The sequence below is a fragment of the Enterococcus sp. DIV0176 genome (assembly GCF_050528535.1).
GTDB lineage: Bacteria > Bacillota > Bacilli > Lactobacillales > Enterococcaceae > Enterococcus_B > Enterococcus_B thailandicus.
In genome coordinates, this window is the sequence record NZ_CP172879.1 from 359,955 (window position 1) to 384,611 (window position 24,657).

The following is a 24,657-nucleotide window of genomic DNA, read 5'->3' on the forward strand; positions in this document are numbered from 1 at the left end:
ATAAAAAAGGAGTCAGACAAATGAATTTGCTCACACTAAATACACATAGCTGGCTAGAAAAAGAGGCTGAACGAAAGTTACAACAATTAGTTGAGAAAATTATCGAAGCTGATTATGAGGTGATTGCATTACAAGAAGTGAATCAATTAGTGGATTCAGTTATTGTTTCTCAAAGTGAGCTTATTGGTTTTTGCCCAGTAAGTGGGCAAAAAAGTATTCATGAAGATAACTTTGCTTATTGTTTAGTCAAAAAGTTGGCAATGAAAGGGCGGACCTATTATTGGAGCTGGGACATGAGTCATATTGGCTATGATATTTATGAAGAAGGAAATGCTCTGCTTTCAAAAAATCCTTTGACAAGTGAAGCAATTGTTGTGTCTGAAACAAGTAATTATCAAGATTATCGAACGAGAAAACTACTGATTGGCAATACGTTATTCCAAGGAAAAGAAATTTGTGTCGTAAGTACTCACTTTTCTTGGTGGCAGGATGAAAATTCTGGCTTTGCTTTCGAATGGCATCAGTTAGAAAAACGATTATTAACAGAAACTAACCCCCTTTTCTTACTTGGTGATTTTAATAATCCAGCGCAAGAAGCAGGCTACTCACTCGTTGAAAAAAGTCCACTTGCTCTAAGAGATAGCTATTCTATAGCAAAAGTAAAGAGCGGTGAAGCAACGGTAGAGCAAGCCATTGATGGTTGGAAAGAAAATACTCGGAAACTAAGAATTGATTATATTTTTGTTCCGGCAACTAGTATTGTTGACGCACACCAAGTCGTATTTGATGGTAAAAATGCGCCAGTTGTTAGTGATCATTTTGGTGTTGAAATAGAAATTACTAAATTTTAAGCAGCACACGCGTTGATGAAATGAAACAAGAAACAATAACAAATAAACTACTGACTAGAAACCTTTGGTCGGTAGTTTTTTTGTGCGTTGTTTTTTTCGCAGAGCTAGCTTTAAGACGTTGTTTTTAGAGTATAAAACTAAGAATAATCTATGAGCATAAAGATATTTCTTTCTTCGTGTGTATGGTAAATTTAATACATAAAATAGAATATGTATGCAAAAAAAATGCTCTCGAAGGACATAGAGTAACTGTGAGTAGTGAGCATTTCAGGTTGGTTTAGTTGAGTCATAGGTTAAAGGACTTTTTATCGTTTTAAAAGAAGTTTGTCTACGTTAAACAATAACGTTTTATTTTAAGTGGAGGTTTTGCAGTAGTCAAAAGATAAAAAACTGGTAAGGCTTTGAATGAGAGGAAGCTTTCATAAATTGGAAGGAGGGAGTAGTGAATGCATAATCTATTGGTTGCTACGGATACAAAAGGTAAAGTGAAATTTTATGTTCCGGAAACAGAAGAAACGATTAATGAGTCATCTGAAGAGAGCAAGGTGGAAGAAAGTTCGGCTAGTTATCCCTCATCTAGTAAAGAAAACTTGATTGAGAGTGAAGGGAAACAATCCATCGCGTCCTTTGGAGAAAATGTTTATATTGAATTGGTCGTAGCAGGAATCATTTTGATTATTATTGCAGTTTTATTTGCTTTGGGAAGGAGACGAAGAAAATGAAGTAGTGGTTTACTTATTTCGCCACCTATAAAATGACTGGCTTTTTACAGGATTAAACGTCGTTTTACTTGGCATAAAATTAGACGATTGATTCAAAACACCCCTATGATAGCTGAGAATGTCAGCTATCATAGGGGTGTTTTTTGATTCAGTTGTTATACATGAGAATAGTTTCTTATTTAAAAAAATTTCCTAACTGTTTATTTGCTTTTGCGGAAGGATTTATATACTTGATACCCAAAAAACAATAATAAGATTCCCCAAGTAACAAGGGAGACAACGAAAGAAAAATAAAAATAAAACGGTGGTGAGTAATGAACTGTTACTTTATTGATTCCTTTGTGTTGCTTAATGATTGGCGTACCAATATCAGTTAATTGATAGTCTGTAATTGTATGGCCATTTCGAACTAATTTTGTTCGATCGTAGACAATAATTGGCAGTTTTACTGTTTGGGTACCCGTGTTTTTCCACGTAACAGTTAAAGCACCGTCGGAATAGCTCTTGATATATTTTGTTTCATTATCTAGAATGTCTTGACTATAACGGTCATATTTATTTGCACTAGTTTCTTGATAGATTGGTAGATAATCTGGCGTTGTTTTTTGAAAAGCAAATAAACTAGTTTCTAAATCTTTATTAAAAAATGTTTTCCTCGTGGTAGCTTGGTCTTCAAATAAATAAGTATGTCTGCTGACAAATTTTGTTTGTTCCCACTGGGCTAAGTGACTAGAGAGTGTCTGAATAGTTTGAACAGTACAAATAATTACCAAAGATACACCGATTACCTTTAACCATTTTTGGGAATGCCAATGGCTGAAGACCAATGCAAGGAGTAGTAAGAACAGTACCGTGAAGGGCACGAAAAAACGAAAAGGGAATTGGATCAAACGAATAAAAGGGACACCCTTTGTTATCAGGGTCGTCCAAGGTACCAGACTGGTTGAGAGTAACAAGAAAAACAAACTTGTTCCAAAGAGTAATTTATCAAAGAAAGTTAACTTTTTTCGGAATAAAACTAGTAACAGAACACCTATAGCTAAAATAATAGGAAATATTCTTGGATAGTGTAACCAATAATTTCCACCGAGATTAATTGCCTTTTCACTCATGTTTTTATTAACGAACGGTGCTAAAATGTCATTTCCAGAGTACACAATTAGTAGACTAACCCAGATATTCGCAGTGAGAAGAAAGTAAAGTAAAATTGATTTTCCAAGTTGTAGTAATTGACTTCCTCGATCGGTTTGCGAAAAAAAGAAAGCTACATAAAAAGGCACGTACATTAAAATAAGCATGATAGTTGAAAGTAAATGAATCTGAGTCATTAAAGCTATGGAAACAGCTACTTTTTTCAAAGGAAACTTTTTATTAACGATAAAATCAACGATTGGTAGTAAACATAAAGGCAAAAAGGCTGTTCCCCAGCTAGTAAATCCTTGATTGATTGTCCAATACTGTATAGAATAAGTACTCATAAAAATGACAGCAGTTGGTACAGCAATCAAATCCGCTATTTTTGCATACTTCAACAAAGTAATCATAGAGCAACCAGCGATCAAATACAAAATAAAATTAGAAACTATCTGATAATGGAACCAACTTCCAGAAATCAGTACAAGTAATCCTTGAAAATAAGCAAAAAATGGCCCGTAAACAGCGTTGACAATCCGGCCGCTTTGTTGGAATCCGTAAACGGAAATAAAGTAATGAAAATTATGGTTTTTAATTTGCTGAGCTGTTTCATAAAAGCGATTATAATGAAACGAAGCATCTGCACCAAGAATCAGTTGGTGTGTGAACAAATGTGGAAGAATAAAAATAAACGCAATCAAGCCAATCACCATAAAAGGTCTGATTTTTTTCAAAGGGAAATCTCCTTTCAATTGAATGAATTAGTTCTATGATAAAACCAATTGAAAATGGAGGCAAGAATTTCGAAAAGAAATTGAAACAACTGTCTATTGTTGAAAAAGGTTATTAACTATGTAATGATAAATGAAAAGGGTACCAAAGGAGGCGTGTGTATGAAAAATGAAAAGCCAACTCAAAGAAAACAAAATATAAAAAAGCTATTCCTGAAAATAACGATGTTATTGTTGATTCTCGTTGGGTTGCTGATAGCCCTCTACCCTTTTTATGTTGATTCTTTGAATGGATTGATTGATCAAAAGAGAATTGAACAGGCGCAAAAGAAATCTGTCGAAGAAACGAATGCCTTACAACAAAAAATGACAGCGGAGAACGAACGTTTACAAAAAAACGGGCTCAATCCTGGTGCAGATCCTTTTAAAGATGAAAAAAAGGTAGAGAGCACGCAAGCCGAATTGATTGGCAGTATCAATATTCCTAAAATCAACATCAATTTGCCACTTTACGATGAAACAACTACTGATGTTTTAGAAATTGGTGCAGGAGTTTTACAGGGAACCTCTTTTCCTACCGGCGGAAAGTCAACACATTCGGTTATTTCCGCACATTCAGGCTTACCCAATCGCTTGTTTTTTACTGATTTAGAAGAATTAAAAATTGGTGATCAGTTTATCTTAACTGTCTTAGACAAAAAATTAGCTTATCAAGTCGATGCGATTGAAGTGGTAATGCCAGATGATACTTCGTCCTTAACGATTCAAGAAGGCAGAGATCTGGTTACATTGTTAACTTGTACACCTTATATGGTTAATTCCCATCGTTTATTAGTGACGGGGTACCGCATTCCTTACAACGAAGCAGTGCAGGCAACTGAATCAAAAGGAAATCAATGGCGAGTTTTACGGTATGTTTTGATTCTGGTTGGTGTGCTTGTTGCCACGTTAGCCTTAATTTATTTAGCTTACCGTTTAGTTTATCACCATCAATTGAGTAAAAAAATATTTGATTTTTCTTTTACTGTGCTTGATACGTCTGAGGTGCCAATAACAGAAACTACTTTTCGTTTAATGCAAAAAGGACGACTCGTTTTTAGAGAGGGAGAACCTGTTGAAGCAACGAGTGATCCATTTGGACGGGTAGAATTTAAGCAATTGCCAGGTGGACAATATCAATTAGTAGATGTCTCCCATAACGACGGCAGGATTAAGTTTGGTGTGAAAAAGAAGAAGGAATCAGCTATGTTATTCATTAGTAGAAGAAAAAGAGTTAAACAGTTAGCAATTGGTAAGCGAAAATTTATCGTCGAATAAAATCAAAATAAAAAGCTGGGACAAGTGATGGGCACATTATTTGTTCCAGCATTTTTTTGTAAAAAAATTTACTTTTTGACACACAAAAATAAAAAAAGACGTAACTACATGATGAAGGGGATCGAAAGTTGTCAGTTAGAGAGAATAAAGAATGGAGTGTTTTTGATGGAATATGTGGTAGGGATTGATTTAGGAACGAGTTCGTTAAAGGGAATTGTGACAAATAAAGCTGGCAAGGTAATCACTTGTGCGAGTGAGCATTATTCATTTTTTCAGAAGCAGACTGGTTGGAGTGAACAAAATCCAGATGATTGGTTCATTGCGTTACAAAAAGTGTTAAGGAAGTTTGTAGCAGAAGTAGCAAATTTTAGCGAAAACCTAAAGGGAATAAGTTTTTCAGGACAAATGCACAGCTTAGTATTATTAGATGAAAAGAAGCAGGTATTGCGTCCAGCTATCTTGTGGAATGATGTTCGCACAAGCCGAGAATGTGAACAGATTAAGGACAAACTGGGGGAACAGCTTTTAGAAATTACGAAAAATCAAGTTCTGGAGGGATTCACCCTTCCAAAACTATTATGGGTAAAGAAAAATGAACCAGAAATCTGGTCGAGAGTTCGCCATATTTTATTACCAAAAGATTATCTTAGATATCGATTAACTGGAAAAATGCACATAGATTTTTCAGATGCAGCAGGAACCTTGTTACTGGATCTCGAACGACAAGTTTGGTCAGAAGAAGTGGCAAAAAGTTTTGACATTCCATTCACATATTTTCCACCATTAGTCGAATCATTAAAGTGTGTTGGGACGTTGTTGCCCGAGTCTTTAGGCGATGTAAAGATTAGTCCAAAAGTAAAAGTTATGGCTGGCGCGGCGGACAACGCTTGTGCAGCGTTAAGTGCGGGGATTTTTTCCTCAGAAAAAGGCTTAGTAAGTATTGGTACGTCGGGCGTATTTCTGACTTGTGGAGAGGGGCAGGAACCAGTCACTGGGGAGCTTCATTGGTTCAATCATGCAGTTCCTGCTAGCTGTTATTTGATGGGTGTTACTTTAGCGGCAGGGTATAGTTTGCAGTGGATGAAACAGACGTTTGCTCAAGAGAAGAGCTTTCCAGAAGCTTTATCAGGAATTGAAAAGGTTTTGCCAGGAGCAAATGGGTTGCTCTTTACTCCATATATTGTTGGAGAAAGGGTACCTTATCCAGATGGACAAATTAGAGGGAGCTTTTTAGGGATTGATACGAAGCATACATTTCCACATTTTATGCGTGCGGTGATAGAAGGTGTTACTTTTTCCTTGAAAGATGTTCAGGTATTGCTTGAAAAAATGCTACGAAAAACGTTCACTGAAATTATTTCTGTGGGAGGAGGTGCTAAAAATAAAGAATGGGCACAGATTCAAGCGGATGTTTTTGATGCAGAAATTTTTGCCTTGGCTGTTGAAGAAGGACCAAGTATGGGTGCTGCAATGATTGCAGCAGTGGGTGTTGGTTGGTTTGACTCACTGGAAATTTGTGCAAAAAGCTTTGTGAGTTATCACAAAGTAGCAACACCAATCACCGAAAATGTTCGAACCTATCAAAAAATTTATTCGATTTATCAACAAGTTTATGGTCAGACAAAGGTGATAAGTCATGAATTGCGTGCATTTGACGATGAGAATGTGGAAGAAGAATAAAAAAGCAAAAAAAAGAACCACTCACTTAATTGTGCTCAAAATAAATTGAGTTGAAGAAGAAAATGAGTGTTTCAAATTTTTGAAATTTATTTTGAGCGATCGAAGACTAAGCTTCTCTAATTAGTTCTTTAATGTCTACGTTTTCAGCTACAGGGACGATTTTGTACGTTAATTCATCTGTTTCATCATCATGGATAATATAAATTTGAGAGTCATCTTCTTTGAAATCCCCAAATGAAATCGCTGTATAACGTTGATCGAATAATTCGATTTCTTTGATACATTTTGAAAAAACTTTACGAACATGATGCATTTTTTGAATATGAGCAGTTGCTTTTTCAACAGCTTTCGTCAAAGTATATCCTTCATCTAAGTATTGTTTGATAATTTCAACCTTATCAACTGTAGGCAAACGATATTTTCTTGGCCCAGTGGAATCGGTTTCGACAGATTGAATAAAACCTTTCGTTTCCCAATAACGCAATTGACGTGGAGAAACACCAACAAGTTCACTAAGTTCACTAATACCAACAAGTAAATGATCATTTTTTAATAGTTCTTTGAGGTGGTTATAAATCATTTTTGTCACTCCTTTTGACCTTCTTCTTTCCTTAATTATACTTTTGTTGACTTTCGTGTCAAGCAGGTTGACAAATTATCTGATTAGGAATAAAGTATTCTAGTGATTTCGCAAAAATAATTAGAAAGAAGGAGACACATGAGTAAAAAACAGCCCGTAGATATTTACGGCAAACCATATAACCGCTCATTATTAGTGGTTGTTTTACTAATTGGTACCTTTTGTACCGTTTTGAATCAAACGCTGTTGACAACAGCTTTTCCTACATTGATGAAAGCTTTTGATATTACAGCTTCCGATGTACAGTGGCTAACAACCGGATTCTTATTAGTGAATGGGATCATGATCCCAATTACAGCTTGGCTGATTAACAAGTTCAGCTCAAGAAGCTTATACCTTTCAGCGATGACTGTGTTTTTAATTGGAACGATTACTTGTTATATCGCACCTAACTTTTCAACATTGTTGATTGGTCGCTTAATCCAAGCTGCAGGTGTTGGTGTTTCAATGCCATTATTGCAAAATATTATGTTATCGATATTCCCGCCAGAAAAAAGAGGTTCGGCCATGGGGATGTCTGGAATTGTTATTGGACTTGCACCAGCATTAGGACCAACATTATCCGGTTATATCATTGATAATTACCAATGGCGTGATTTATTTGGAATGATTATTCCAATCGTTCTTTTGGTTTTAGTCTTGGCAATCTTCTTGATGAAGAGCGTAATTCCGTTATCTAATCCAAGTATTGATATACTTTCAGCAATTCTATCAACAATTGGATTTGGTAGTTTGCTTTATGGATTTTCTAGTGTAGGTAATGAAGGTTGGGGAAGTGTCCAAGTAATTGGTTTCTTGATTGTTGGGATAATTTTTATTATCTTATTCTCATTACGTCAGTTACGTCTAGAACATCCATTCTTAGAGCTTCGTGTCTTTAAATCAGCAACTTTCACCATTGCAGCCATTTTAGCTGGTGTAACGAACATGGCGATGGTTGGTGCTGAAATGGTTGTTCCATTATATATTCAAAATATTCGTGGAGAATCAGCCTTCCACTCAGGATTGATGCTACTTCCAGGTGCATTGATCATGGGAGCGATGATGCCAATCACAGGGATGATTTTTGATAAGCATGGTGCGAAACGCTTAGCCATCACGGGTATGTTTATTTTAACTGCTGCCACTGCACCATTTGCATTTTTAACAGAAACAACACCAATTGTTTATATCGTGATTTTATATGCGATTCGGATGTTTGGTATTTCAATGGTTATGATGCCAGTTACAACTTCAGGAATGAATGCTTTACCAAATAATTTGATTAGCCATGGTACGGCAGTTAATAATACATTCCGTCAAATTGCAAGTTCTATTGGGACAGCGATTTTGATTAGTGTCTTGACCAATGTTACAAAAGATAATTTACCTGACAAAGAAATATTAAAAGCAACACCGTTGGCTTATAAAGATCAAGCAATCAATGCAACTTTATCTGGCTATCATGCTGCGTTTGTTGTTGCGATTATTTTTGGAATCATTGGTTTTGTCATTGCTTTCTTCTTAAAGAAAAAAGAACCACTTAAAGAACTTTCAGTGAAGGGGGATCAAGCATGATAATTGGTGTTTTAATTATTAGTTTACTTGCCTTTGCTTTGGTTAATGTTTTTGCCAAAAAAGCATGGCAAACAGTCCTTTCATTAATCTTTGGTGCCGTTTTTGTTGGAGCTTTAGGATTGATTGTAGCGAATGTTTCTAACCATTTTGGAATGGAAAGAGTGACGGAAACAACAACGAAAAAAATTGTTTCTAGTGCTGATTCGGGTGCCAATCTGCTACTTTATAAAGAACTTGGTGATGGCACTGAAAAAATCTACTTGTATAAAACCAAAGACAGTCAGAAAAAACCAACAGCTACTGGAACAGACAATGTAACGAACAAAGTAGAAACAACCACTGGAGCTGCTGAAAAAGTCACAAAAACGACTTACTGGGTATACAAGAACGACCATTATAAATTTTGGTTTAATTTAGCAGATAATAATCACGAATTTGACAAACGCGTCAATACGTTTAAATTACCAAAAGACTGGATTACTTTAAGTACAGATCAAGCAGAAAAATTAGCTAAACTTTCCAAAGAACGTCAAGGTACCATGGAAAGTGAAGCAAAAGCTTATGTTCAGGACGGCTTGAAACAAGCGATGATGAATAATCCACAAATGAATCAATCTGAGCAAGAAGCGCTAACCAAGAAATTGACAGCTGCTTATCAACAAGAAGCATTTGCCAAATTGATTCAAGAAGTGAAAAAAAATAAATGACAAAAACAGTTGTTTGACCAACTGTTTAAAAAATAGGCTGGGACCTGTAAAGGTTCTAGTCTATTTTTTTGAGTGATTGTAGGAAGATTTCTAACGTGTTAAACTAGTTTAAGATAGCGCTTTCTTTTTTTGCGGTGTGGGGGATATCTGAAAAAAGATTGGAGGAGTAGTAATGGAAGAACAGATACCGAAAGCAATCAAAGTGGAAAATGTAGCCAATATTTTGAAAGTAGATTTTGAGAATGGTCAGACCAAATACCTAAAATCACACTGGGTTGAAGATCTCGGAGATGCTTTCAAACTAAACAGCAAAGGGGTACGTAAAAACCTTTTAGGAACAACGACAAATATGTGGATTGGGAGCAAAGCTGAAATTCGACCAGATGGAACGGTTGTGTTGAATGAAACCGATCGCTACACTGCAGAAGAACTTTGGCATAAGGGACAAGATAGTATTCCAAAGCTGTGAATAGTTGAAAAACAAATAAAAAAAGCAGTTGAAATCAGCGCTAATTTCAACTGCTTTTTTGGTTGTAAATATAAGTTGGTTATTCAGCGCGTAAAGCAATAGCAGCATCTTTTTTAGCTGCCATACGAGCTGGAATGTGTCCGCCAAGCATTGTTAAAATAGTTGAAACAACTACTAAAATCAATGCGTGAACAGGGTTTAGTTGAGCAACATTTTTCAAATCAGTCATGCTATACAAGATACTGTTGATTGGGAATGTAGCTAACCAAGCAATCAAGATTCCTAAAATACCAGAAGAAATCCCTAAGATACAAGTTTCGGCATCAAAGACTCGAGTAATATCTTTTTTACGAGCACCCAGGGCTTTTAACACACCGATTTCTTTTGTTCGTTCAATTACTGAAGTATAGGTGATGATACTAATCATAATCATGCTTGTAACCAATGAAATTCCTGCAAAAGCGACTAATACATAAGTGATGGCATCCATCAATCCGCCAGTTAATTCAGTCATCGTACCCGCAAGGTCAGAATAGATGATTTTATCTTCTTCTGATTTCCCTTTGTTGTAGTCATCTAGATAATTAAGAACTTTATCTTTGTCTTCAAAGTTATTTGGATAAATCATAATACTTGATGGTAAGCTGTCGCCACCAAGATAACTAATAAATGTTTCTTTGGCAGAGGCATCTAGTTTTTCAGTGGTCATCACATTTGTATCACTGTCTCGTTGTGCTTTAACGATTTCAGAATCCTTGTTGTTGTTCACGATTTGTGTTGTTAGCTGGTCGCTGTAAGCAATACCTGGAGATAAAAGATTCATTGTTGAAGAAGATTTCACACGTAAAATACCCGCGATTTTTAATCCTTCTGTTGAGTCATTGTACATTTTTTCATAGTCAGAATTCGGAATAAATGTTCCAGTTGGCAATTGTGAGTAGTAATCATTGTTGTTCACTAGTTTTAATGTTGTGCCAATAATTTGATCAAAATCAAATTTTTGATCTTCTTTCACATCAAAACCAAGATTTTTAAGTGCGTTGATATTTGTATTATTGTTTCCATCAACGATCAGAACGACATCAGTTGCTGCACTTGGATAATTACCCGCAAGTAGGGAATAGTTGTCTTTTAAAAAGTTTCCTTTATCAGCTGCTAATTGTGTTGGGAAAGTTGAGACACCAACGCCAGTCATGGAAGCCATCGTACTTGAGAAAGAAAGTCCATCGTTGTCAGGGTTCGCATTTGAGAAGCTTACTGGTTGAGCTTTTCCATCAATTTCACGAAGCAAATTAATTCCTGTTGAGCGAGTAAAACCAATGTTATTGCTTAGATCAGGATCAATATCATTTACATAATCGACGTATTTTTGATCAATTTTATTTGTGTGTTGAGCTTTATCTTCATCGCTAGTTTTTGCGGTGATTGTTTTTTTGTTTGGATAGTCAGCTTTACTTGCGCCAAGTGCGGCAGAGTTATTTGTTTGACTAGTTGTAACTTTTGAAATCGTAATTGGGAATTTTGACATTGTTTCTGATTGTGTACTATCAATTTGTTTTTGGAAGCCAGTAGACAAGGCTAAGACGATCGCAATCCCAATAATCCCAATACTTGATGCAAAAGAGGTCAAAAATGTTCGCCCTTTTTTTGTTCGGATATTATTGAAAGAAAGTTTTAGGGCTGTCCAAAAACTCATTTTTGTTCGGCGCAAATTGAATTGATCATTTTTTGGTCGCTCAATATGTGGATGAGAGTCTGCCAAAATTTTTCCATCTGAAAATTCAATGATTCGATCAGCGTATTGATTAGCTAGTTCAGGGTTGTGTGTGACCATGATGACTAATTTTTCTTTAGAAAGTTCTCGAATCAATTCCATAATTTGGATACTTGTTTCGGTATCTAGCGCCCCAGTTGGTTCATCACATAATAAAATATCAGGATTATTTGCTAAAGCACGGGCAATTGCTACACGTTGCATTTGACCACCAGAAAGTTGATTTGGTTTTTTGTGCATGTGGGCAGAAAGGCCAACGCGAACCAAAGCATCTTCTGCTTTTTTTCGTTTTTCTTCTTTAGGAACGCCACTTAAAGTCATCCCAAGTTCGACATTTTCAATAATTCCTAAATGTCCAATCAAGTTATAACTTTGGAAAACAAAACCAATCGAATTGTTACGGTAGGCATCCCAGTCACTATCTTTGAAATCTTTTGTTGATTTTCCGTTGATGACCATGTCGCCTGAATCATAATTATCTAATCCACCGATAACGTTCAACATAGTCGTTTTTCCAGAACCACTTGGACCGAGAATCGCGACGAATTCTTTTTGTCTAAAAGCAACGGAAACGCCGTCTAATGCTTTAGTTGTCGTTTCACCAACTTTATAATACTTTTTAATATCTTTTAGTTGTAGCATCTTCATCCTTCTCTCATTAAAAATATTCTGTATAATAACAACTATAACAGAATGATAGTAGAAGTATAATGAATGAATGTTAACTGAATATGAACTGAGTGAAACATTCAAGAAATTTTTTAGAAAAATGAGGAAAAGCGTAATGAACCGACTTTTAGTTGTTGAAGACGATGAAAATTTACAATTATTGTATCAATCGGTGTTAAAACGAGCTGGATTTTCTGTGATCCTCGCATTTAATGGCGAAGATGCGCTGAGAAAACTTGAAAATAATCATGTTGATTTGATTATTACCGATGTGATGATGCCAGCGATGGATGGCTATACACTATTGGATACTTTACGAGGAAGTAATATTGAAACGCCTGTATTAATTATTACTGCAAAGCATGCCTTTGAGGATAAGAAACGTGGGTTTCATTTGGGTGCAGATGATTACATGACGAAACCAGTGGATGTCAATGAAATGGTTTTGCGGGTAGAGGCTTTATTACGTCGAGCAAAAATCAATCATAGTCAACGTCTGATAATTGGCGAGACTTGTTTAGACCAAGAAACATACGAGGTGACATGCAAAGAGGATGCAATGATTTTACCGCAGAAAGAATTTTTATTATTGTATAAATTGTTATCCTATCCTAATAAAATCTTTACGCGCCAACAACTAATGGATGAGATTTGGGGGATTGACACGAATACGGAGGAACGAACGATCGATGTTCATGTGAAACGTTTGCGTACGCGTTTTGAGAACAACCAAGATTTTCAAATTGTGACGATTCGTGGACTCGGATATAAGGCGGTTATCAAAAAATGAAGAAAAAAATATTTTCTCAGCTCTGGATTTATTTTGCATTGATTGTCTTTTTGTCTATTTTAGTGACACTTGCTTGTTTTGTAGGATTAGTTTATTTACTGGCAAATCAACGCTCTTGGACACCGACAGAACGGCCAACGTTGTATCCAATCATGGTTTTAGCTGGCTTTAGTGCAGTAGTTGGTACAGGGATTTCTGCTTTTGTTGGTAGAGGGATCTTGTATCCGATTAGTGAACTACGAAAAAACATGAGCCAAGTAGCAAAGGGTGATTTTACAATTCAGATGAATGAACAACAAAAAGTAGCAGAAGTTCAGCAATTGTATCAAGATTTTAATGTGATGGTACAAGAATTAAATAGTATCGAAACTTTACGTAATGATTTTGTTTCCAATGTTTCACATGAATTCAAGACGCCTTTGTCAACCATTCAAGGATATGTCCAATTATTACAAAATCCTGACCTCTCAGGTGAGGAACGACAGGTATTTTTACAACGAATCATCGAAGGAATCACACAACTTTCGCAATTAACAGAAAATGTTTTGAAATTAAATAAGCTAGAAAACCAACATACATTGATGGAGAAAAAAGAATTTCGTTTGGACGAACAAATTCGAGAAGTGATTTTATTTTTACAACCAAAATGGGAAAAGGAACAGTTGCAGTTGGATATCCAAATGGAAAAAGTGAAGTATTTTGGAAATGAAGAACTCTTGTATCAAGTTTGGCTAAATATTATGGATAATGCTATCAAATATAATCTTCCTACTGGCAAAATTTCAGTAAAACTAGCGCAAACAAAGGAAGAAGTCGTGCTAGAAGTGACAGATTCTGGGATTGGAATGAATGAAGGAACCGTGACAAAAATTTTTGATAAGTTCTATCAAGGTGATACGAGCCATCAAAATGCAGGGAATGGTTTGGGTCTTTCACTAGTAAAGAAAATTTTAGAATTGCATCAGGGTCGGATTGATTATAGCAGTATTGAAAATGTGGGGACAACGGTGATGATACGTTTGGAGAATACCGAGAAAAATGTTGTGGCGCAAAGCGTTTAGCTTCAAGTAATAAGAATGCTTTTCTAAAAATAGCTCTCTCTATTTTTATGAAAAGAGGATTTATTGCCAAGGGAACTACTTTGGCAACACAGAAGGTTGTGGCACAAAATGCTTAGCTCCGAACAGATAGCGCACATGGTACAAAAGAGTTAACCAAAAAAGCTCCTCATGATTTTTTATATCAGAGAAGCGAAGAAAAGATACATTATTTTATACAGTTTTTTAGAAGTTGAACAAGAAAGTTAACTTCTAAGAAGCTGTATATTTTGTTTTAAGTATTTCCAAAACGTATTTGAGGCTAAAGAATGTTCACCTTGTTTTCTAGCAAATGCCAGAAAACTTTCTCTGTTTGGTGTGATGGGAACGAGTACTGTATCTTCCTTTAATAGATAATTAACCGTTTTTTCCATCACAATCGAGATGCCCATATCGTTTGCGATCATGTTGAGAATCAAGTCCATTCGAGAACCGTTATAGACAATGTTAGGCTCAAACCCAACTTCGTGGCAAAGATCAATTACGGGCTGATAAAGATTGGTCTGTTGTCCGAGTAATAAAAAGGATTCGTCTTTTAGTTCGCGCAAATTTAATTTTTTAGCTTGTGCTAAAGGATGATGAGCTGGAAGTACGGCAACAAAATAATCTTTTTCGGTTGGAAGCCATTCAAAATTTGCCGGTGGCTCATGAAAATTTCGACCAAAAATAATTGAGTCAGTTTGCTCAGTTGAATAATAGGGGACTTCTGCACTTTCAACCTCTTTAAGTTGAATTGAAAATTCTGGATGAAGTTTCAAAAATTGGGTGATGTGACGAAAGCCAGCATAATGAGTCATAGTAGGTATGGTTAAAATGCTTAAAGAAAGATTTTGCTTTTTTGTATGCGTTTCTAGTACATCGTTCATCTCTTGATATTGTTCGACAATTTTTTTTGCATATGGTAGAAGGAGTTTAGCGGCTTCAGTTAACTCGATTTTTCGATGTGTACGATCAAAGAGTTGAACGTCCAGTTCTTTTTCTAAAGCAATGATTTGTTTGGAAATGGTTCCTTGTGTCGTGAAAAGGTGTTCTGCTGTTTTAGTAAAGCTTAATGTTTTTGTTAGATCAAGAAAGACAACAAGTTTTTGAATATTCAAGGAATCCTCTCCTAACTATTCTGTTTACGAATACTTTAACATGAAATTTGAATTGGTTGAATAAAAAAACTTTGATAGACTAAAAAATGCAGCGAAAAGGAACGCTTTTTTGAAAAAAGGTAAATGAAGAGCGTTAAAGTCGAAGGGAGTTTTTTTATGCCAACTGGAGTATTGATCAACGTCGGAACAGTCTTTTTTGGCGGACTGTTTGGAGGTTTTTTAGGAGAGAAGCTAAGTAATCGATTTAAAACACAATTGATGATGGTATTTGGTGTCTGTTCAATGGGAATGGGAATTTATTCGATGGGTCCGATGAAAAATATGCCACCTGTCATTTTTGCTTTAGTGATTGGAACAGTGATTGGGCTAGTCATTCATCTGGGCGAGCGAATCGATCAAGGTGCAAATCTGATGCAAAAGCCAATTTCAAAGTTATTTCCTAGTGAAAATTTGGGTTTATCTCATGAAGAGTTCATTAACACGTTAGTCACGGTGATTGTATTGTTTTGTGCAAGTGGGATGGGGATTTACGGAAGTATTGATTCAGGAATGACCGGAGATAATACGATTTTGATTTCAAAATCAGTTTTAGATTTTTTTACAGCAACGATTTTTGCTTGTAATTTAGGATTTGTAGTTTCCGTCGTTGCAATACCACAATTTATTATTTTTTATGCTTTGTTTTTATTAGCAAAATTCATTTTCCCGATGACCACGCCAGCAATGATTTTGGATTTCAAGGCTTGCGGTGGCTTCTTGATGCTTGCGACGGGTTTTCGAATGATCCATGTCAAGATGTTTCCAGTTGCTGATATGATTCCAGCGATGATTGTAGTGATGCCACTTAGTTGGTTGTGGACGAATATCATTTTGCCACTTCTCTAAAATCTAAATCTAAAATCAATAAACAATTACAGTAAGAGAGCGCAACTATAACAAATCTAACTTATTTTAAAGTTAAGTGTCCTCAATTCTACACACATCCTATCAGATGAAACTAGAGTTTGTGCCGGTGGCTAGCCAATCAAAAGTGAGAAGAAGCAAAGGTGCGTATTTCCTTGATTCAGAGAAAGGAAATACTTTTTTACCAGTTGAATCAGCTTTAGAGCTAATCGTCGGTTTTTGTGTATTCATCGCGACAATCATTTTTGGCATCTTAGCTTGGCTAACCAAAATAAAAAAGGAACCAGTCCTCAACCGCGAACATAGAGTGGCTGATTATTTTTTTATTGCTGAACTTGTTGCTGTCTTACATAGTGTTATTGAAGACCGCGATAAAGATAGTTATTTCCAAGAAATAAGAAGGACTATCCGAAAAGAGTTTCACCTATTTTTGAGCTGGTTTGAGTTATTTCCGAAGGAGTTGCTCTGAGAATAACGTTTATTCGTAAAAAGGGTCGTGACATAAATTTTGTCACGACCCTTTTTTACAAGAAATCTTTAGTTGAAAAACTAAAAGTAATTGTTTTCAGTGCGTTGTTGTATACGGAAATCAATTCTTGAATGTTAAGACTGTTTATTTTTTTGTAGCTGTTGTTTCTTCTTTATCAGGTACTTCTTTTGTGAATGACTGTAAGCTATTTTCAAAGTCTTTATCTTTAATTTTGACATTAGCATTTTTTAACTCTTTGCTGATTGTTGCTTTGATAAATTCAGGATCAGCTAATTTAGCTTTTGTTCCGATTTCTTTTAACTCATCTAAATAGTGGCTTTTGTCAGTTCCTTTGTCTTGATTTTTAAGCATTTTAACAAGGTAATATTCTTTTGCCATTGTTTTTGGATTGGTTGCCGTAATTAGATTTGAGACTTCACCGTCTTTTAACTTGAAGCTTGCATCCTTTACTTCGTTTGCAATCGTTTCGGTTCCGGAGTCAAAGGTCTTTTTTCCTTCATCGTTTTTTACATTTGGTTCTATGGATTTTTCTTTTGCTAATTCAGAAAAATCTCCGTCAGCAGCTAAAGCCTTTTTCACTTCGTTGGCATCCGTTTCACTACGTAACTGAATAAGTTGCGTTTTTACTTCTGGATGGAAGGACGCCCACAATTCTTGTAGATCCTCATCTTTTAGTTCGACATTTTTTTCTAGTCCTTTTTTGTATGCCAATTGTTGTCTAATTTCTTCTTTAAATGTTTTCTCAGTAAAGCCAGCTTGCTTTAGCTGTGCTTCAAAATAGTCACCTAAACTGTCTTTCGTTTTATCAAATTCAGCGTCAATTTCTTTGGTAGATAAGGTAGCCCCATACTTATTGTCAAATATTTGATAAACAACTAACTGCTGAACAGCTGCATCAGCTCCTTGAATTTTTTTTAAATGATTAAAAATGTCTTTTTCTGAGATAGTTCCACCTTTGAAACTAATAGCTGTTTGGTTTTCGGGATTCGTTGTACAGGCAGCCAAGAAGAACAGGCTGATGAAGATAGGTAGGAATAAGCTTGTTTTTTTCACGGAATAATGTCCTCCAAATTTTTTAGTGAAGGCAGGAAGTGAATTAGGAACTAGAGAATAATTCATTTTTTATGCTTCCTCTTCAACTAAGTAGTTATAAATAAATGCTCATTTCGACCGTACCATTAAAAGCTAGCATAAACCACTTTCAATTTTGTAATGTAGCTTTGAAGGTGGTCTCTTGAAAAATTTTTTTGTAGACAATTTCTTGTGATCAAGAAGTTACATGACGAATGAAGAAATGTGTATCACTATATTTCTTGAGAGCAAGATTCTTCTGTGCTCGGATGTTGTTTTTCTAAAATAAACTTTATAATCTATTGTCTTAACTATATTATATCTGATACAATATAGTGGAATTAAAAATATTGTAAAAGAAGGTGGCGCTATGCATATTCAAATTCCAACGGTTCTTCTTGATGGAACTGTGTTAGCAGCATTAAGCCGAGAAGATATGTATGGATACGCACTAACAAAAATTGTGCAAGAAAGTTTATCAATTAGTGAATCTACCATGTATCCCGTGTTAAGAAGGTTGAAACAAGAAGGGTATCTAGAAACCTATGATGAACCATTCGAAGGTCGAAATCGAAGATATTATCGTTTAACACCAATCGGACATACACATTTGGAAGAAATTATTGATGAATGGATTGTTTTTCGAGACTCTTTAGATCGGTTATTGGAGGATAATAGACATGAATGAATACTTAAGTGAGGTCTTAAATGAACTTCAAGAAATTCCTGAAGCTGACCGTTTTGATTTGATCCAATATTACGAAGAATATTTTTTGGATTCAGGTAAGACAGTTGATGAAATTTTAGAAGAATATGGTACACCTAAACAGTTTGCGTTGAAGTTAAAAATCAATTATTTTTCGGAAGCAGATGATTTAGGGCAAGAAGAGGTACAACAAAGTAGTCCAAAAAGACAAATGCGTTTGATTTGGTTAATTGTACTTGGATTATTTGCATCGCCAATCTTGATTCCATTAGCATTGTTATTTGTTGCTGTATTGGTTGGTTTGATCATCGCATTATTCGCAGTTATTTTTAGTATCTATGTTGTTTGTATTGTGATTTTAGGAGTAGGTGTGGTTATGACGTTAGCAGGACTGATGGTTTTGGGACAATCGATTGTCAGTGGCTTATTCTTCGTTGGACTAGGTTTGTTTGCGACTGGTGCAGCCATCTTTTTCACTCCGATTTTAGTGAGATTAACAAAATGGTTAGCCCAGTTGATTATGCGTTTTGTTAAATGGGTCGGACGTCGGTTTGTTACTAGACGTGGTCTTCATCCAACACATGATGGGAATGAGAGGTGAGTAAAATGAAACTAAAACACTTTTTATTGATTGGTACAGGTTTTATGTTATTTGGTGGAATTCTGGTAGCAGGAACGTACACTGCAGGAGCACAAAAAACAATCGTTTGGGAAAATGGACCTAAACTATTGGATATGAAAGAACATACGGAAAAATTTAAGGCGAATGAAATCAAAAACTTAGTTATCCAAGCAGAAAATCAAGAGATCAATATCAGACAAGGATTGGATTTTGAAGTTACGACGCAATATGAAAAGTCGGATGAACCAAAAGTTGTTCTCAAAGATCAAACTCTGTCGATTCGAGCAAAAGGAAAACAAGAATATCCAATGCAAATTAGTTTAGAAGATACTCATCCAGAAATAACAATTACGGTACCAAAAGAAATCTCATTAAGTGATATTACGATTGAAAGCAGCAATAATCGCTTAACGATGACAGATATTACAACTAAAAATTTAGCGGTTGACTCATATTCAGATAGCTGGTTGAGTTTTATTGGTTTAAAAACAGATTCAGTGACAGTCAAAGACCGATTTAGCTCTGTTGATTTCAGTCGATTAAAGGCTAAAAAAGGAAACTTTACTGGTGAGGGAAGTAATTTTTACTTTTATGACAGTGCGTTGACAGACTCAAGTACGATTGTTGCTAAAAATGGTTCTGTTCGATTGAATGACGTCGATGTTCCTGGGTATCAATTGACACTTGCGGGAGATTCAACTTTCCAAGTAAACAATGAAACACGTGAAGGCTCTTCTTTTGAAAAAGGAAATTCGAAAAAAGGACTAACGATTGAAGGTAAAGATACATTTATTGAATGGATGGATGAAAAATACCAAAATTCGATGAGTGAACAGATGGACGAAATGGATGACATGGGCGATGTGGGGGATCATATGGATCACATGGATAGCCATATGGAAGATGAAACTGAATAGAATTTCCGAAAAATGGTATTGAGACAGTTTTTTTGTTTCAATATCATTTTTTGTTTCGCTTAAGTTGTTTTCTTATAGTAAGATAGGTATAGACAAATGAGATGTTGAAACTTAGCAAAAGAATTAGGGTGGGGAAAATGAAAACAGAAGATGTTCAGCGAGAACAACTACGAGAAAAAATGCTTGAGTTACACGCGCAATTAAAATCATTGAACGAATTGTATTATGATGATGACAATGAAAAAGTAGCGATTGAGTATCCCAAAAATTCAGAAGGCCGTCAGTTAGAACAAGTACATAATGAAATGTTTCGCCATTTAATGAAAGTGAAAAAGGAGATGGATTATTACTCTTTGCCAATCACGGATACTGGTGTTTTACAATATGATGCTAGTAAAGAACGCTTTATTTTTAAGTCTGTCCGAAAAAATATTGTTCTTAATGCGGGAATGGATTTGGAAATTTTAGTTGAAGATTACTTTACAGAACAAAAACACTGGGTCAGAACTCGATTGGAGTATTTGCCGAAAGCTGCTGGCGGAACGCACTCAACAGGGTGGTTCATCAGCGAAGATAAAGATTTGGAATTAGAAGGTGCATTAGCAAGACTGAGAATAACGGAATAGTCAGTAAAGAAAGTTGATGCTATTGTGCAGAAGGAGGAGAGATTTTGAAAATGAATGAGAAAAAAGCACTCTATATCAATGGGTATATTGGCTTAGTTGGTGTCATTGTTTTAGCAATCATGGGTGCCATTTTATTCTATTTTGGAACGGTAGCAACTAGTCCAGCGTTAATAATTATGAGTGTTATTTTGTGGGGAATTGCTTGTTTATTAGTTAGTTCAGCAACTGTGGTCAGTCCAAATCAATCAAAAGCTATTTTACTTTTTGGTAATTATTTAGGAACAATTAAAGAGAATGGTTTTTTTCTAACGGTTCCGTTAACCAATAAAATCAACGTATCACTTAAAGTTCGAAATTTTAACAGTTCTGTTTTAAAAGTAAATGACTTAGATGGAAATCCAATTGAGATTTCTGCTGTTGTCGTTTTTAAAGTAGTCGATACGGCGAAAGCTTTGTTTGATGTTGCTTATTATCAAGACTTTGTGGAAATCCAAAGTGAAACAGCTGTTCGTCATATTGCAAGTCAATATCCATATGATACTTTCAATGATACTGATATTACTTTACGTGGAAATACGACCGAAGTTTCAGATAAATTAGCAACAGAACTTCAAGAACGTCTAGCTGTTGCCGGAGTTGAAGTCATCGAAGCACGATTGAATCATTTAGCTTATGCGACTGAAATTGCGAGTGCCATGTTGCAAAGACAGCAAGCAAAAGCAATTCTTTCTGCACGTCAGACAATCGTTGAAGGTGCGGTAACAATGACTCAAATGGCACTGGAACAAATTGAAGCGGGTCAAGAAATCAACTTTACGGATGACCGAAAAGTTCAACTAATCAATAACTTGTTAGTCTCGATTATTACGGATAAAGGAACGCAGCCGGTGATTAACACAGGGGATTTAACTGACCGAAAATAAACAATGATTGAAAGTAAAAAAAAAAGAGAGTGGGGCGGTTTGCCTCACTCTCTTTTATTTGAAGAAAGTTCATTATCAGGTCGAAAGGCCTTCTTTGACACGTGCTAACAATATTGAAAGATGACTGATAGAGGAATCTAAGGCATGTTCGTTTCTTTTTTTCTATACTTAGTTCATCAAGTTAAAAGAGAGGGCAAAATGATGAAAAAATTTCTGATTGGCTTATTGATTGTCGCTGGTATCGGAGTCGCTGGTTTGAAAATAGCGGATGCCGTAGTTTTAGGTGGCGATGACTATTATGTACAAATTACGACAAATGGTGAAAAATTAGTTCAAAAAGATAGCCAAAATCAAGAGGTAATTACGTATCAATATACTTTGCCGGGCTTTAACAAAGAAGGTGCAGAAAAAGATTTAGAATTTGAGGGCATGCAAACACGTCCGTTGCGAAAAAATGCGTATCTTAAAGTAGTCTGGAATAAAAATAAAGGTGTAACTGGTTATGAAGAAGTTGAAAAATCAGCAATACCTAAAGCAGCACAAGAAAAATTAACTAAAGGGTAGGCGTAAAAATGGAAAAAATTGTTGAAATTCAAGATGTAACAAAAGTATATGGAAAAAATAATGAAAAGAAAACAACAGCTTTAGATGGCATTTCATTTTCAGTAGAAAAAGGTGAATTTATCGGAATCATGGGAGCATCTGGTTCTGGTAAATCAACTTTGTTAAATATTTTATCTACTTTAGATAAACCAACAGATGGTCACATTCGAATCAATCAAAAAGACGTAACTACTTTAAAAGGGAATCAACTAGCTGATTTTCGTGCCAAAGAAATTGGATTCATTTTCCAAGACTTCAATTTATTGGAAAACTTAACAGCACAAGAAAATATTGCAGTACCATTATCTTTGCAAGGTGTTCGTCCAAAAGAAATCAAGCAAAGAGTCAAACAAATTGCAGAACGTTTATCAATCAGCCATATTTTAGACAGCTATCCTTCAGCTATTTCTGGTGGACAAAAACAACGTGTAGCGGCTGCTAGAGCATTGATTACCCAACCAACGATTCTATTAGGTGACGAGCCAACCGGAGCGTTAGATTCCAAGAGTGCGCGGGATCTATTAGATACAATGGATGAATTGAACCAAAAAGATAACGTTTCTATTTTACTCGTAACACATGATCCTTTTTCAGCAAGTTATTGTCAACGAATTTTATTTATCAAAGATGGCGGAATCCATCAAGAAGTTAAACGAGGCGATCAAAGTCGTGAAGTATTTTATCGTCAAATTTTAACTATCCTAGGAAATTTGGAACAGTAAGGGGGAGAGAATATGCTTTGGAAACTATCACTTACTGGTATTAAGAGTCGCTTGCGAGATTATCTTGTCCTATTTTCAGGATTAGTTATGGCATCAGCAATTTTTTACATGTTTGAGTCAATGGCAAGTAATGAAGCCTTTCTAACAAGTAATTCAACGATTTCATCAACAGTTATTATCTTTCGACTAGGTTCAGTATTATTGAGTATTATCACTTTTGTCTATATCCTGTATGCTAATTCATTTTTGATGACGATGCGTCAAAAAGATTATGCGATGTTTATGATGCTAGGTGCTAAGGGTCGAAAAATTGCGCAAATGATTTTTTCAGAAACCTTTATTGTGGGGATTTTGGCAACATTGGTTGGCTCAGTTGTTGGGGTGGGATTGACTAGTATTGTTAGTCATTTATTAGTCCAACAATTAAATATAAAAATCTCTCATTTTTCACCATTTAGCGTTCATGGATTGTTGATTACGATTGTGTTCTTCTCTATTTTATTTTTATTAGCAGCCATTGTTAATGCATTTTCAATCGTTAAAAAACCAATCTTAACATTGATTCGTGCGGATCAAACTCCGACACAAATGAAGCAACATAAGTTTTTATTTTTCCTTGAAGTTGTGTTGGGGATTGCCAGCTTAACATGTGGCTATTACATGATGCAAAACTTAGAAAAATTCCAGTTGTTTGGAATCGTCATTGCTTTGGTTACGATTGTTTTAGGGACGTATTTTATTTTCCATTCGGTCATTATCTTCTGTTTATCATTACTGAAAAAAGCAGATGGTATCGCATTAAGAAAGCTGAATAATTTTACTTTATCACAGTTAAGTTTTCGAATTCGCGAATATACACAAATGCTTTCGATGGTAGCAATGTTGTTTGCTTTAGCATTAGGTGCGCTCACTGTCGGTTTGGGCTTCAAAAATGAAATTTCAAAAATGACAAATAGCTTTACTGTTTATGATGTCGTGTTGAACAACGCGCAAAAAATTGATCAACAAGAGGTTGCAAAACTAGATCCTAAAGTGAATGCTTCTTATACGCAAAAAGAAGATGAACAAACCATTTACTATCTTTCTGAACAATTTGAGCAAACGCCATTTATTGTGAAAGAAGGAATGAATGGCGATAGAAATATCAAACCAAAGAACAAAGAAATTACAGCAACACAATTGGCTCAAGAGCTTACTTTACAAGATAGTTTACGGGAGTATGAGTTGCCTGAACAGCAACCAAAAGAAATAAAATTGGTTTCACAAGAAGAATTCAGTCAGTTGAATTTACCTGAAACGACTTTACAACTTATTCAAGTAACAGATTTTGACAAGCAATTGAGTAACCTTGAAAAACTGGTAGCGGAAAATAAAGCAAATAATGAAGAACTAAAAAACGTTGACTACAGCTTTACGCAAAAAGCAGATGTTTACAATACGTTTAACGGTATGTTTTCAGGATTTGAATTTATGGGCTTCTTCTTAGGCTTAGCTTTCTTGACAATGTTAGCAAGTTGTTTGATGTTCAAGATTCTTTCTGGAAGTAAGAGCGATCAAGTGCGTTATGAAATGTTACAAAAAATTGGTACACGTCAAGGGTTACTAACACAATCGATTCGCCGAGAAATTGGTGTCTTATTCTTAGCACCAGGACTTTTAGGTGTTGTTCACGTCCTATTCGGCTTACAAATGTTCAAATTATTGATGAGTGATCCTTACGATAATTTGTGGTTGCCATTTACAATTTTCTTTGTCTTATACTTTGTTTATTATGTAATAACGACATGGTTGTATACGGGAATCGTATTGAAAAAGAAAGCATAAAAAACAGGAAGAGGA

General features: G+C 35.4%; 24 protein-coding genes. 19 read left to right on the forward strand and 5 right to left on the reverse strand.

Features of this window, described 5'->3' with window-relative positions:
• The first annotated feature begins 20 nt into the window (after nucleotides 1-20).
• Nucleotides 21-851, forward strand: coding sequence for an endonuclease/exonuclease/phosphatase family protein (locus IGJ66_RS01755; RefSeq protein ID WP_430616737.1), 831 nt, complete (start codon nucleotides 21-23; stop codon nucleotides 849-851).
• A gap of 446 nt (nucleotides 852-1,297) precedes the next feature.
• Nucleotides 1,298-1,573, forward strand: coding sequence for a hypothetical protein (locus IGJ66_RS01760; RefSeq protein WP_271027403.1), 276 nt, complete (start codon nucleotides 1,298-1,300; stop codon nucleotides 1,571-1,573).
• 200 nt (nucleotides 1,574-1,773) lie between these two features.
• On the opposite strand, the gene IGJ66_RS01765 is transcribed toward IGJ66_RS01760, so the two are convergent.
• Nucleotides 1,774-3,441, reverse strand: coding sequence for a hypothetical protein (locus IGJ66_RS01765; RefSeq protein WP_430616738.1), 1,668 nt, complete (start codon nucleotides 3,439-3,441; stop codon nucleotides 1,774-1,776).
• 159 nt (nucleotides 3,442-3,600) lie between these two features.
• On the opposite strand from IGJ66_RS01765, the gene IGJ66_RS01770 reads away from it, so the two are divergent.
• Together IGJ66_RS01770 and xylB are read left to right on the forward strand one after the other, a co-directional pair.
• Entirely contained in the window at nucleotides 3,601-4,755 is a 1,155-nt protein-coding gene (locus tag IGJ66_RS01770) for a class C sortase (protein ID WP_430616739.1), read from the forward strand.
• A 165-nt stretch (nucleotides 4,756-4,920) separates the two neighbouring features.
• Nucleotides 4,921-6,435 carry a xylulokinase gene (xylB, locus tag IGJ66_RS01775; protein ID WP_430616740.1) on the forward strand — a complete coding sequence of 505 codons (1,515 nt, stop codon included), beginning with the start codon at nucleotides 4,921-4,923 and terminating at the stop codon, nucleotides 6,433-6,435.
• A gap of 106 nt (nucleotides 6,436-6,541) precedes the next feature.
• Here the strand turns inward: xylB and IGJ66_RS01780 are convergent, their stop codons facing one another.
• A complete protein-coding gene (locus IGJ66_RS01780) occupies nucleotides 6,542-7,015 on the reverse strand; it encodes a MerR family transcriptional regulator (protein WP_430616741.1) in 474 nt (157 codons plus the stop codon).
• A gap of 138 nt (nucleotides 7,016-7,153) precedes the next feature.
• Between IGJ66_RS01780 and IGJ66_RS01785 the strand changes: the two genes are divergently transcribed.
• From IGJ66_RS01785 to IGJ66_RS01795, 3 genes are all read left to right on the forward strand, one after another.
• Nucleotides 7,154-8,632 carry an MDR family MFS transporter gene (locus tag IGJ66_RS01785; RefSeq protein ID WP_067481423.1) on the forward strand — a complete coding sequence of 493 codons (1,479 nt, stop codon included), beginning with the start codon at nucleotides 7,154-7,156 and terminating at the stop codon, nucleotides 8,630-8,632.
• Nucleotides 8,629-9,339, forward strand: a complete 711-nt coding sequence (locus IGJ66_RS01790) for a DUF4811 domain-containing protein (protein WP_218658067.1) — start codon at nucleotides 8,629-8,631, stop codon at nucleotides 9,337-9,339. Before IGJ66_RS01785 ends, IGJ66_RS01790 begins: the two co-directional genes overlap by 4 nt.
• Before the next feature lie 172 nt (nucleotides 9,340-9,511).
• Nucleotides 9,512-9,808, forward strand: a complete 297-nt coding sequence (locus IGJ66_RS01795) for a hypothetical protein (RefSeq protein WP_218658068.1) — start codon at nucleotides 9,512-9,514, stop codon at nucleotides 9,806-9,808.
• 79 nt (nucleotides 9,809-9,887) lie between these two features.
• Here IGJ66_RS01795 and IGJ66_RS01800 read toward each other — a convergent pair whose 3' ends face one another.
• On the reverse strand, nucleotides 9,888-12,224 hold the full coding sequence (locus IGJ66_RS01800; protein WP_430616742.1) for an ATP-binding cassette domain-containing protein: 2,337 nt from the start codon (nucleotides 12,222-12,224) through the stop codon (nucleotides 9,888-9,890).
• A 142-nt stretch (nucleotides 12,225-12,366) separates the two neighbouring features.
• On the opposite strand from IGJ66_RS01800, the gene IGJ66_RS01805 reads away from it, so the two are divergent.
• Both IGJ66_RS01805 and IGJ66_RS01810 read left to right on the forward strand, forming a co-directional pair.
• Entirely contained in the window at nucleotides 12,367-13,041 is a 675-nt protein-coding gene (locus tag IGJ66_RS01805) for a response regulator transcription factor (protein ID WP_067481415.1), read from the forward strand.
• Entirely contained in the window at nucleotides 13,038-14,102 is a 1,065-nt protein-coding gene (locus IGJ66_RS01810) for a HAMP domain-containing sensor histidine kinase (RefSeq protein WP_067481413.1), read from the forward strand. Before IGJ66_RS01805 ends, IGJ66_RS01810 begins: the two co-directional genes overlap by 4 nt.
• A 242-nt stretch (nucleotides 14,103-14,344) precedes the next feature.
• Here the strand turns inward: IGJ66_RS01810 and IGJ66_RS01815 are convergent, their stop codons facing one another.
• A complete protein-coding gene (locus tag IGJ66_RS01815; protein WP_218658069.1) occupies nucleotides 14,345-15,235 on the reverse strand; it encodes a LysR family transcriptional regulator in 891 nt (296 codons plus the stop codon).
• A gap of 156 nt (nucleotides 15,236-15,391) precedes the next feature.
• Between IGJ66_RS01815 and IGJ66_RS01820 the strand changes: the two genes are divergently transcribed.
• A complete protein-coding gene (locus IGJ66_RS01820) occupies nucleotides 15,392-16,120 on the forward strand; it encodes a DUF554 domain-containing protein (RefSeq protein ID WP_218658070.1) in 729 nt (242 codons plus the stop codon).
• A 127-nt stretch (nucleotides 16,121-16,247) separates the two neighbouring features.
• Nucleotides 16,248-16,607: a hypothetical protein gene (locus tag IGJ66_RS01825; RefSeq protein WP_285701804.1), complete on the forward strand. Its 360-nt coding sequence runs from the start codon at nucleotides 16,248-16,250 to the stop codon at nucleotides 16,605-16,607.
• A gap of 144 nt (nucleotides 16,608-16,751) precedes the next feature.
• On the opposite strand, the gene IGJ66_RS01830 is transcribed toward IGJ66_RS01825, so the two are convergent.
• Nucleotides 16,752-17,681: a peptidylprolyl isomerase gene (locus tag IGJ66_RS01830; RefSeq protein WP_430616743.1), complete on the reverse strand. Its 930-nt coding sequence runs from the start codon at nucleotides 17,679-17,681 to the stop codon at nucleotides 16,752-16,754.
• A gap of 388 nt (nucleotides 17,682-18,069) precedes the next feature.
• On the opposite strand from IGJ66_RS01830, the gene IGJ66_RS01835 reads away from it, so the two are divergent.
• From IGJ66_RS01835 to IGJ66_RS01870, 8 genes are all read left to right on the forward strand, one after another.
• A complete protein-coding gene (locus tag IGJ66_RS01835; RefSeq protein ID WP_067481404.1) occupies nucleotides 18,070-18,387 on the forward strand; it encodes a PadR family transcriptional regulator in 318 nt (105 codons plus the stop codon).
• Nucleotides 18,380-19,006, forward strand: coding sequence for a DUF1700 domain-containing protein (locus IGJ66_RS01840; protein WP_067481402.1), 627 nt, complete (start codon nucleotides 18,380-18,382; stop codon nucleotides 19,004-19,006). Before IGJ66_RS01835 ends, IGJ66_RS01840 begins: the two co-directional genes overlap by 8 nt.
• A gap of 5 nt (nucleotides 19,007-19,011) precedes the next feature.
• Nucleotides 19,012-19,944: a DUF4097 family beta strand repeat-containing protein gene (locus tag IGJ66_RS01845; protein WP_430616744.1), complete on the forward strand. Its 933-nt coding sequence runs from the start codon at nucleotides 19,012-19,014 to the stop codon at nucleotides 19,942-19,944.
• Nucleotides 19,945-20,081: 137 nt separating this feature from the next.
• Nucleotides 20,082-20,570, forward strand: a complete 489-nt coding sequence (locus tag IGJ66_RS01850; protein WP_067481398.1) for a DUF5348 domain-containing protein — start codon at nucleotides 20,082-20,084, stop codon at nucleotides 20,568-20,570.
• Between the two features lie 50 nt (nucleotides 20,571-20,620).
• Nucleotides 20,621-21,493, forward strand: a complete 873-nt coding sequence (locus IGJ66_RS01855) for an SPFH domain-containing protein (RefSeq protein WP_067481510.1) — start codon at nucleotides 20,621-20,623, stop codon at nucleotides 21,491-21,493.
• A gap of 201 nt (nucleotides 21,494-21,694) precedes the next feature.
• Nucleotides 21,695-22,057: a YxeA family protein gene (locus IGJ66_RS01860; protein WP_430617010.1), complete on the forward strand. Its 363-nt coding sequence runs from the start codon at nucleotides 21,695-21,697 to the stop codon at nucleotides 22,055-22,057.
• An 8-nt stretch (nucleotides 22,058-22,065) separates the two neighbouring features.
• Complete coding sequence (locus IGJ66_RS01865; protein ID WP_430616745.1) at nucleotides 22,066-22,818, forward strand: ABC transporter ATP-binding protein; 753 nt, start codon at nucleotides 22,066-22,068, stop codon at nucleotides 22,816-22,818.
• A gap of 12 nt (nucleotides 22,819-22,830) precedes the next feature.
• Complete coding sequence (locus IGJ66_RS01870; protein ID WP_430616746.1) at nucleotides 22,831-24,642, forward strand: FtsX-like permease family protein; 1,812 nt, start codon at nucleotides 22,831-22,833, stop codon at nucleotides 24,640-24,642.
• Nucleotides 24,643-24,657 lie beyond the last annotated feature (15 nt).

Bases quoted from the DNA above. Each gene is read 5' to 3' on its own strand.
- IGJ66_RS01860 (WP_430617010.1), top strand. From the start codon at position 21,695: ATGAAAAAATTTCTGATTGGCTTATTGATTGTCGCTGGTATCGGAGTC.
- IGJ66_RS01760 (WP_271027403.1), top strand. From the start codon at position 1,298: ATGCATAATCTATTGGTTGCTACGGATACAAAAGGTAAAGTGAAATTT.
- IGJ66_RS01835 (WP_067481404.1), top strand. From the start codon at position 18,070: ATGCATATTCAAATTCCAACGGTTCTTCTTGATGGAACTGTGTTAGCA.
- IGJ66_RS01810 (WP_067481413.1), top strand. From the start codon at position 13,038: ATGAAGAAAAAAATATTTTCTCAGCTCTGGATTTATTTTGCATTGATT.
- IGJ66_RS01795 (WP_218658068.1), top strand. From the start codon at position 9,512: ATGGAAGAACAGATACCGAAAGCAATCAAAGTGGAAAATGTAGCCAAT.
- IGJ66_RS01870 (WP_430616746.1), top strand. From the start codon at position 22,831: ATGCTTTGGAAACTATCACTTACTGGTATTAAGAGTCGCTTGCGAGAT.
- IGJ66_RS01780 (WP_430616741.1), bottom strand. From the start codon at position 7,015: ATGATTTATAACCACCTCAAAGAACTATTAAAAAATGATCATTTACTT.
- IGJ66_RS01865 (WP_430616745.1), top strand. From the start codon at position 22,066: ATGGAAAAAATTGTTGAAATTCAAGATGTAACAAAAGTATATGGAAAA.
- xylB (WP_430616740.1), top strand. From the start codon at position 4,921: ATGGAATATGTGGTAGGGATTGATTTAGGAACGAGTTCGTTAAAGGGA.
- IGJ66_RS01785 (WP_067481423.1), top strand. From the start codon at position 7,154: ATGAGTAAAAAACAGCCCGTAGATATTTACGGCAAACCATATAACCGC.
- IGJ66_RS01755 (WP_430616737.1), top strand. From the start codon at position 21: ATGAATTTGCTCACACTAAATACACATAGCTGGCTAGAAAAAGAGGCT.
- IGJ66_RS01805 (WP_067481415.1), top strand. From the start codon at position 12,367: ATGAACCGACTTTTAGTTGTTGAAGACGATGAAAATTTACAATTATTG.
- IGJ66_RS01850 (WP_067481398.1), top strand. From the start codon at position 20,082: ATGAAAACAGAAGATGTTCAGCGAGAACAACTACGAGAAAAAATGCTT.
- IGJ66_RS01855 (WP_067481510.1), top strand. From the start codon at position 20,621: ATGAATGAGAAAAAAGCACTCTATATCAATGGGTATATTGGCTTAGTT.
- IGJ66_RS01845 (WP_430616744.1), top strand. From the start codon at position 19,012: ATGAAACTAAAACACTTTTTATTGATTGGTACAGGTTTTATGTTATTT.
- IGJ66_RS01770 (WP_430616739.1), top strand. From the start codon at position 3,601: ATGAAAAATGAAAAGCCAACTCAAAGAAAACAAAATATAAAAAAGCTA.
- IGJ66_RS01820 (WP_218658070.1), top strand. From the start codon at position 15,392: ATGCCAACTGGAGTATTGATCAACGTCGGAACAGTCTTTTTTGGCGGA.
- IGJ66_RS01840 (WP_067481402.1), top strand. From the start codon at position 18,380: ATGAATGAATACTTAAGTGAGGTCTTAAATGAACTTCAAGAAATTCCT.
- IGJ66_RS01790 (WP_218658067.1), top strand. From the start codon at position 8,629: ATGATAATTGGTGTTTTAATTATTAGTTTACTTGCCTTTGCTTTGGTT.
- IGJ66_RS01800 (WP_430616742.1), bottom strand. From the start codon at position 12,224: ATGCTACAACTAAAAGATATTAAAAAGTATTATAAAGTTGGTGAAACG.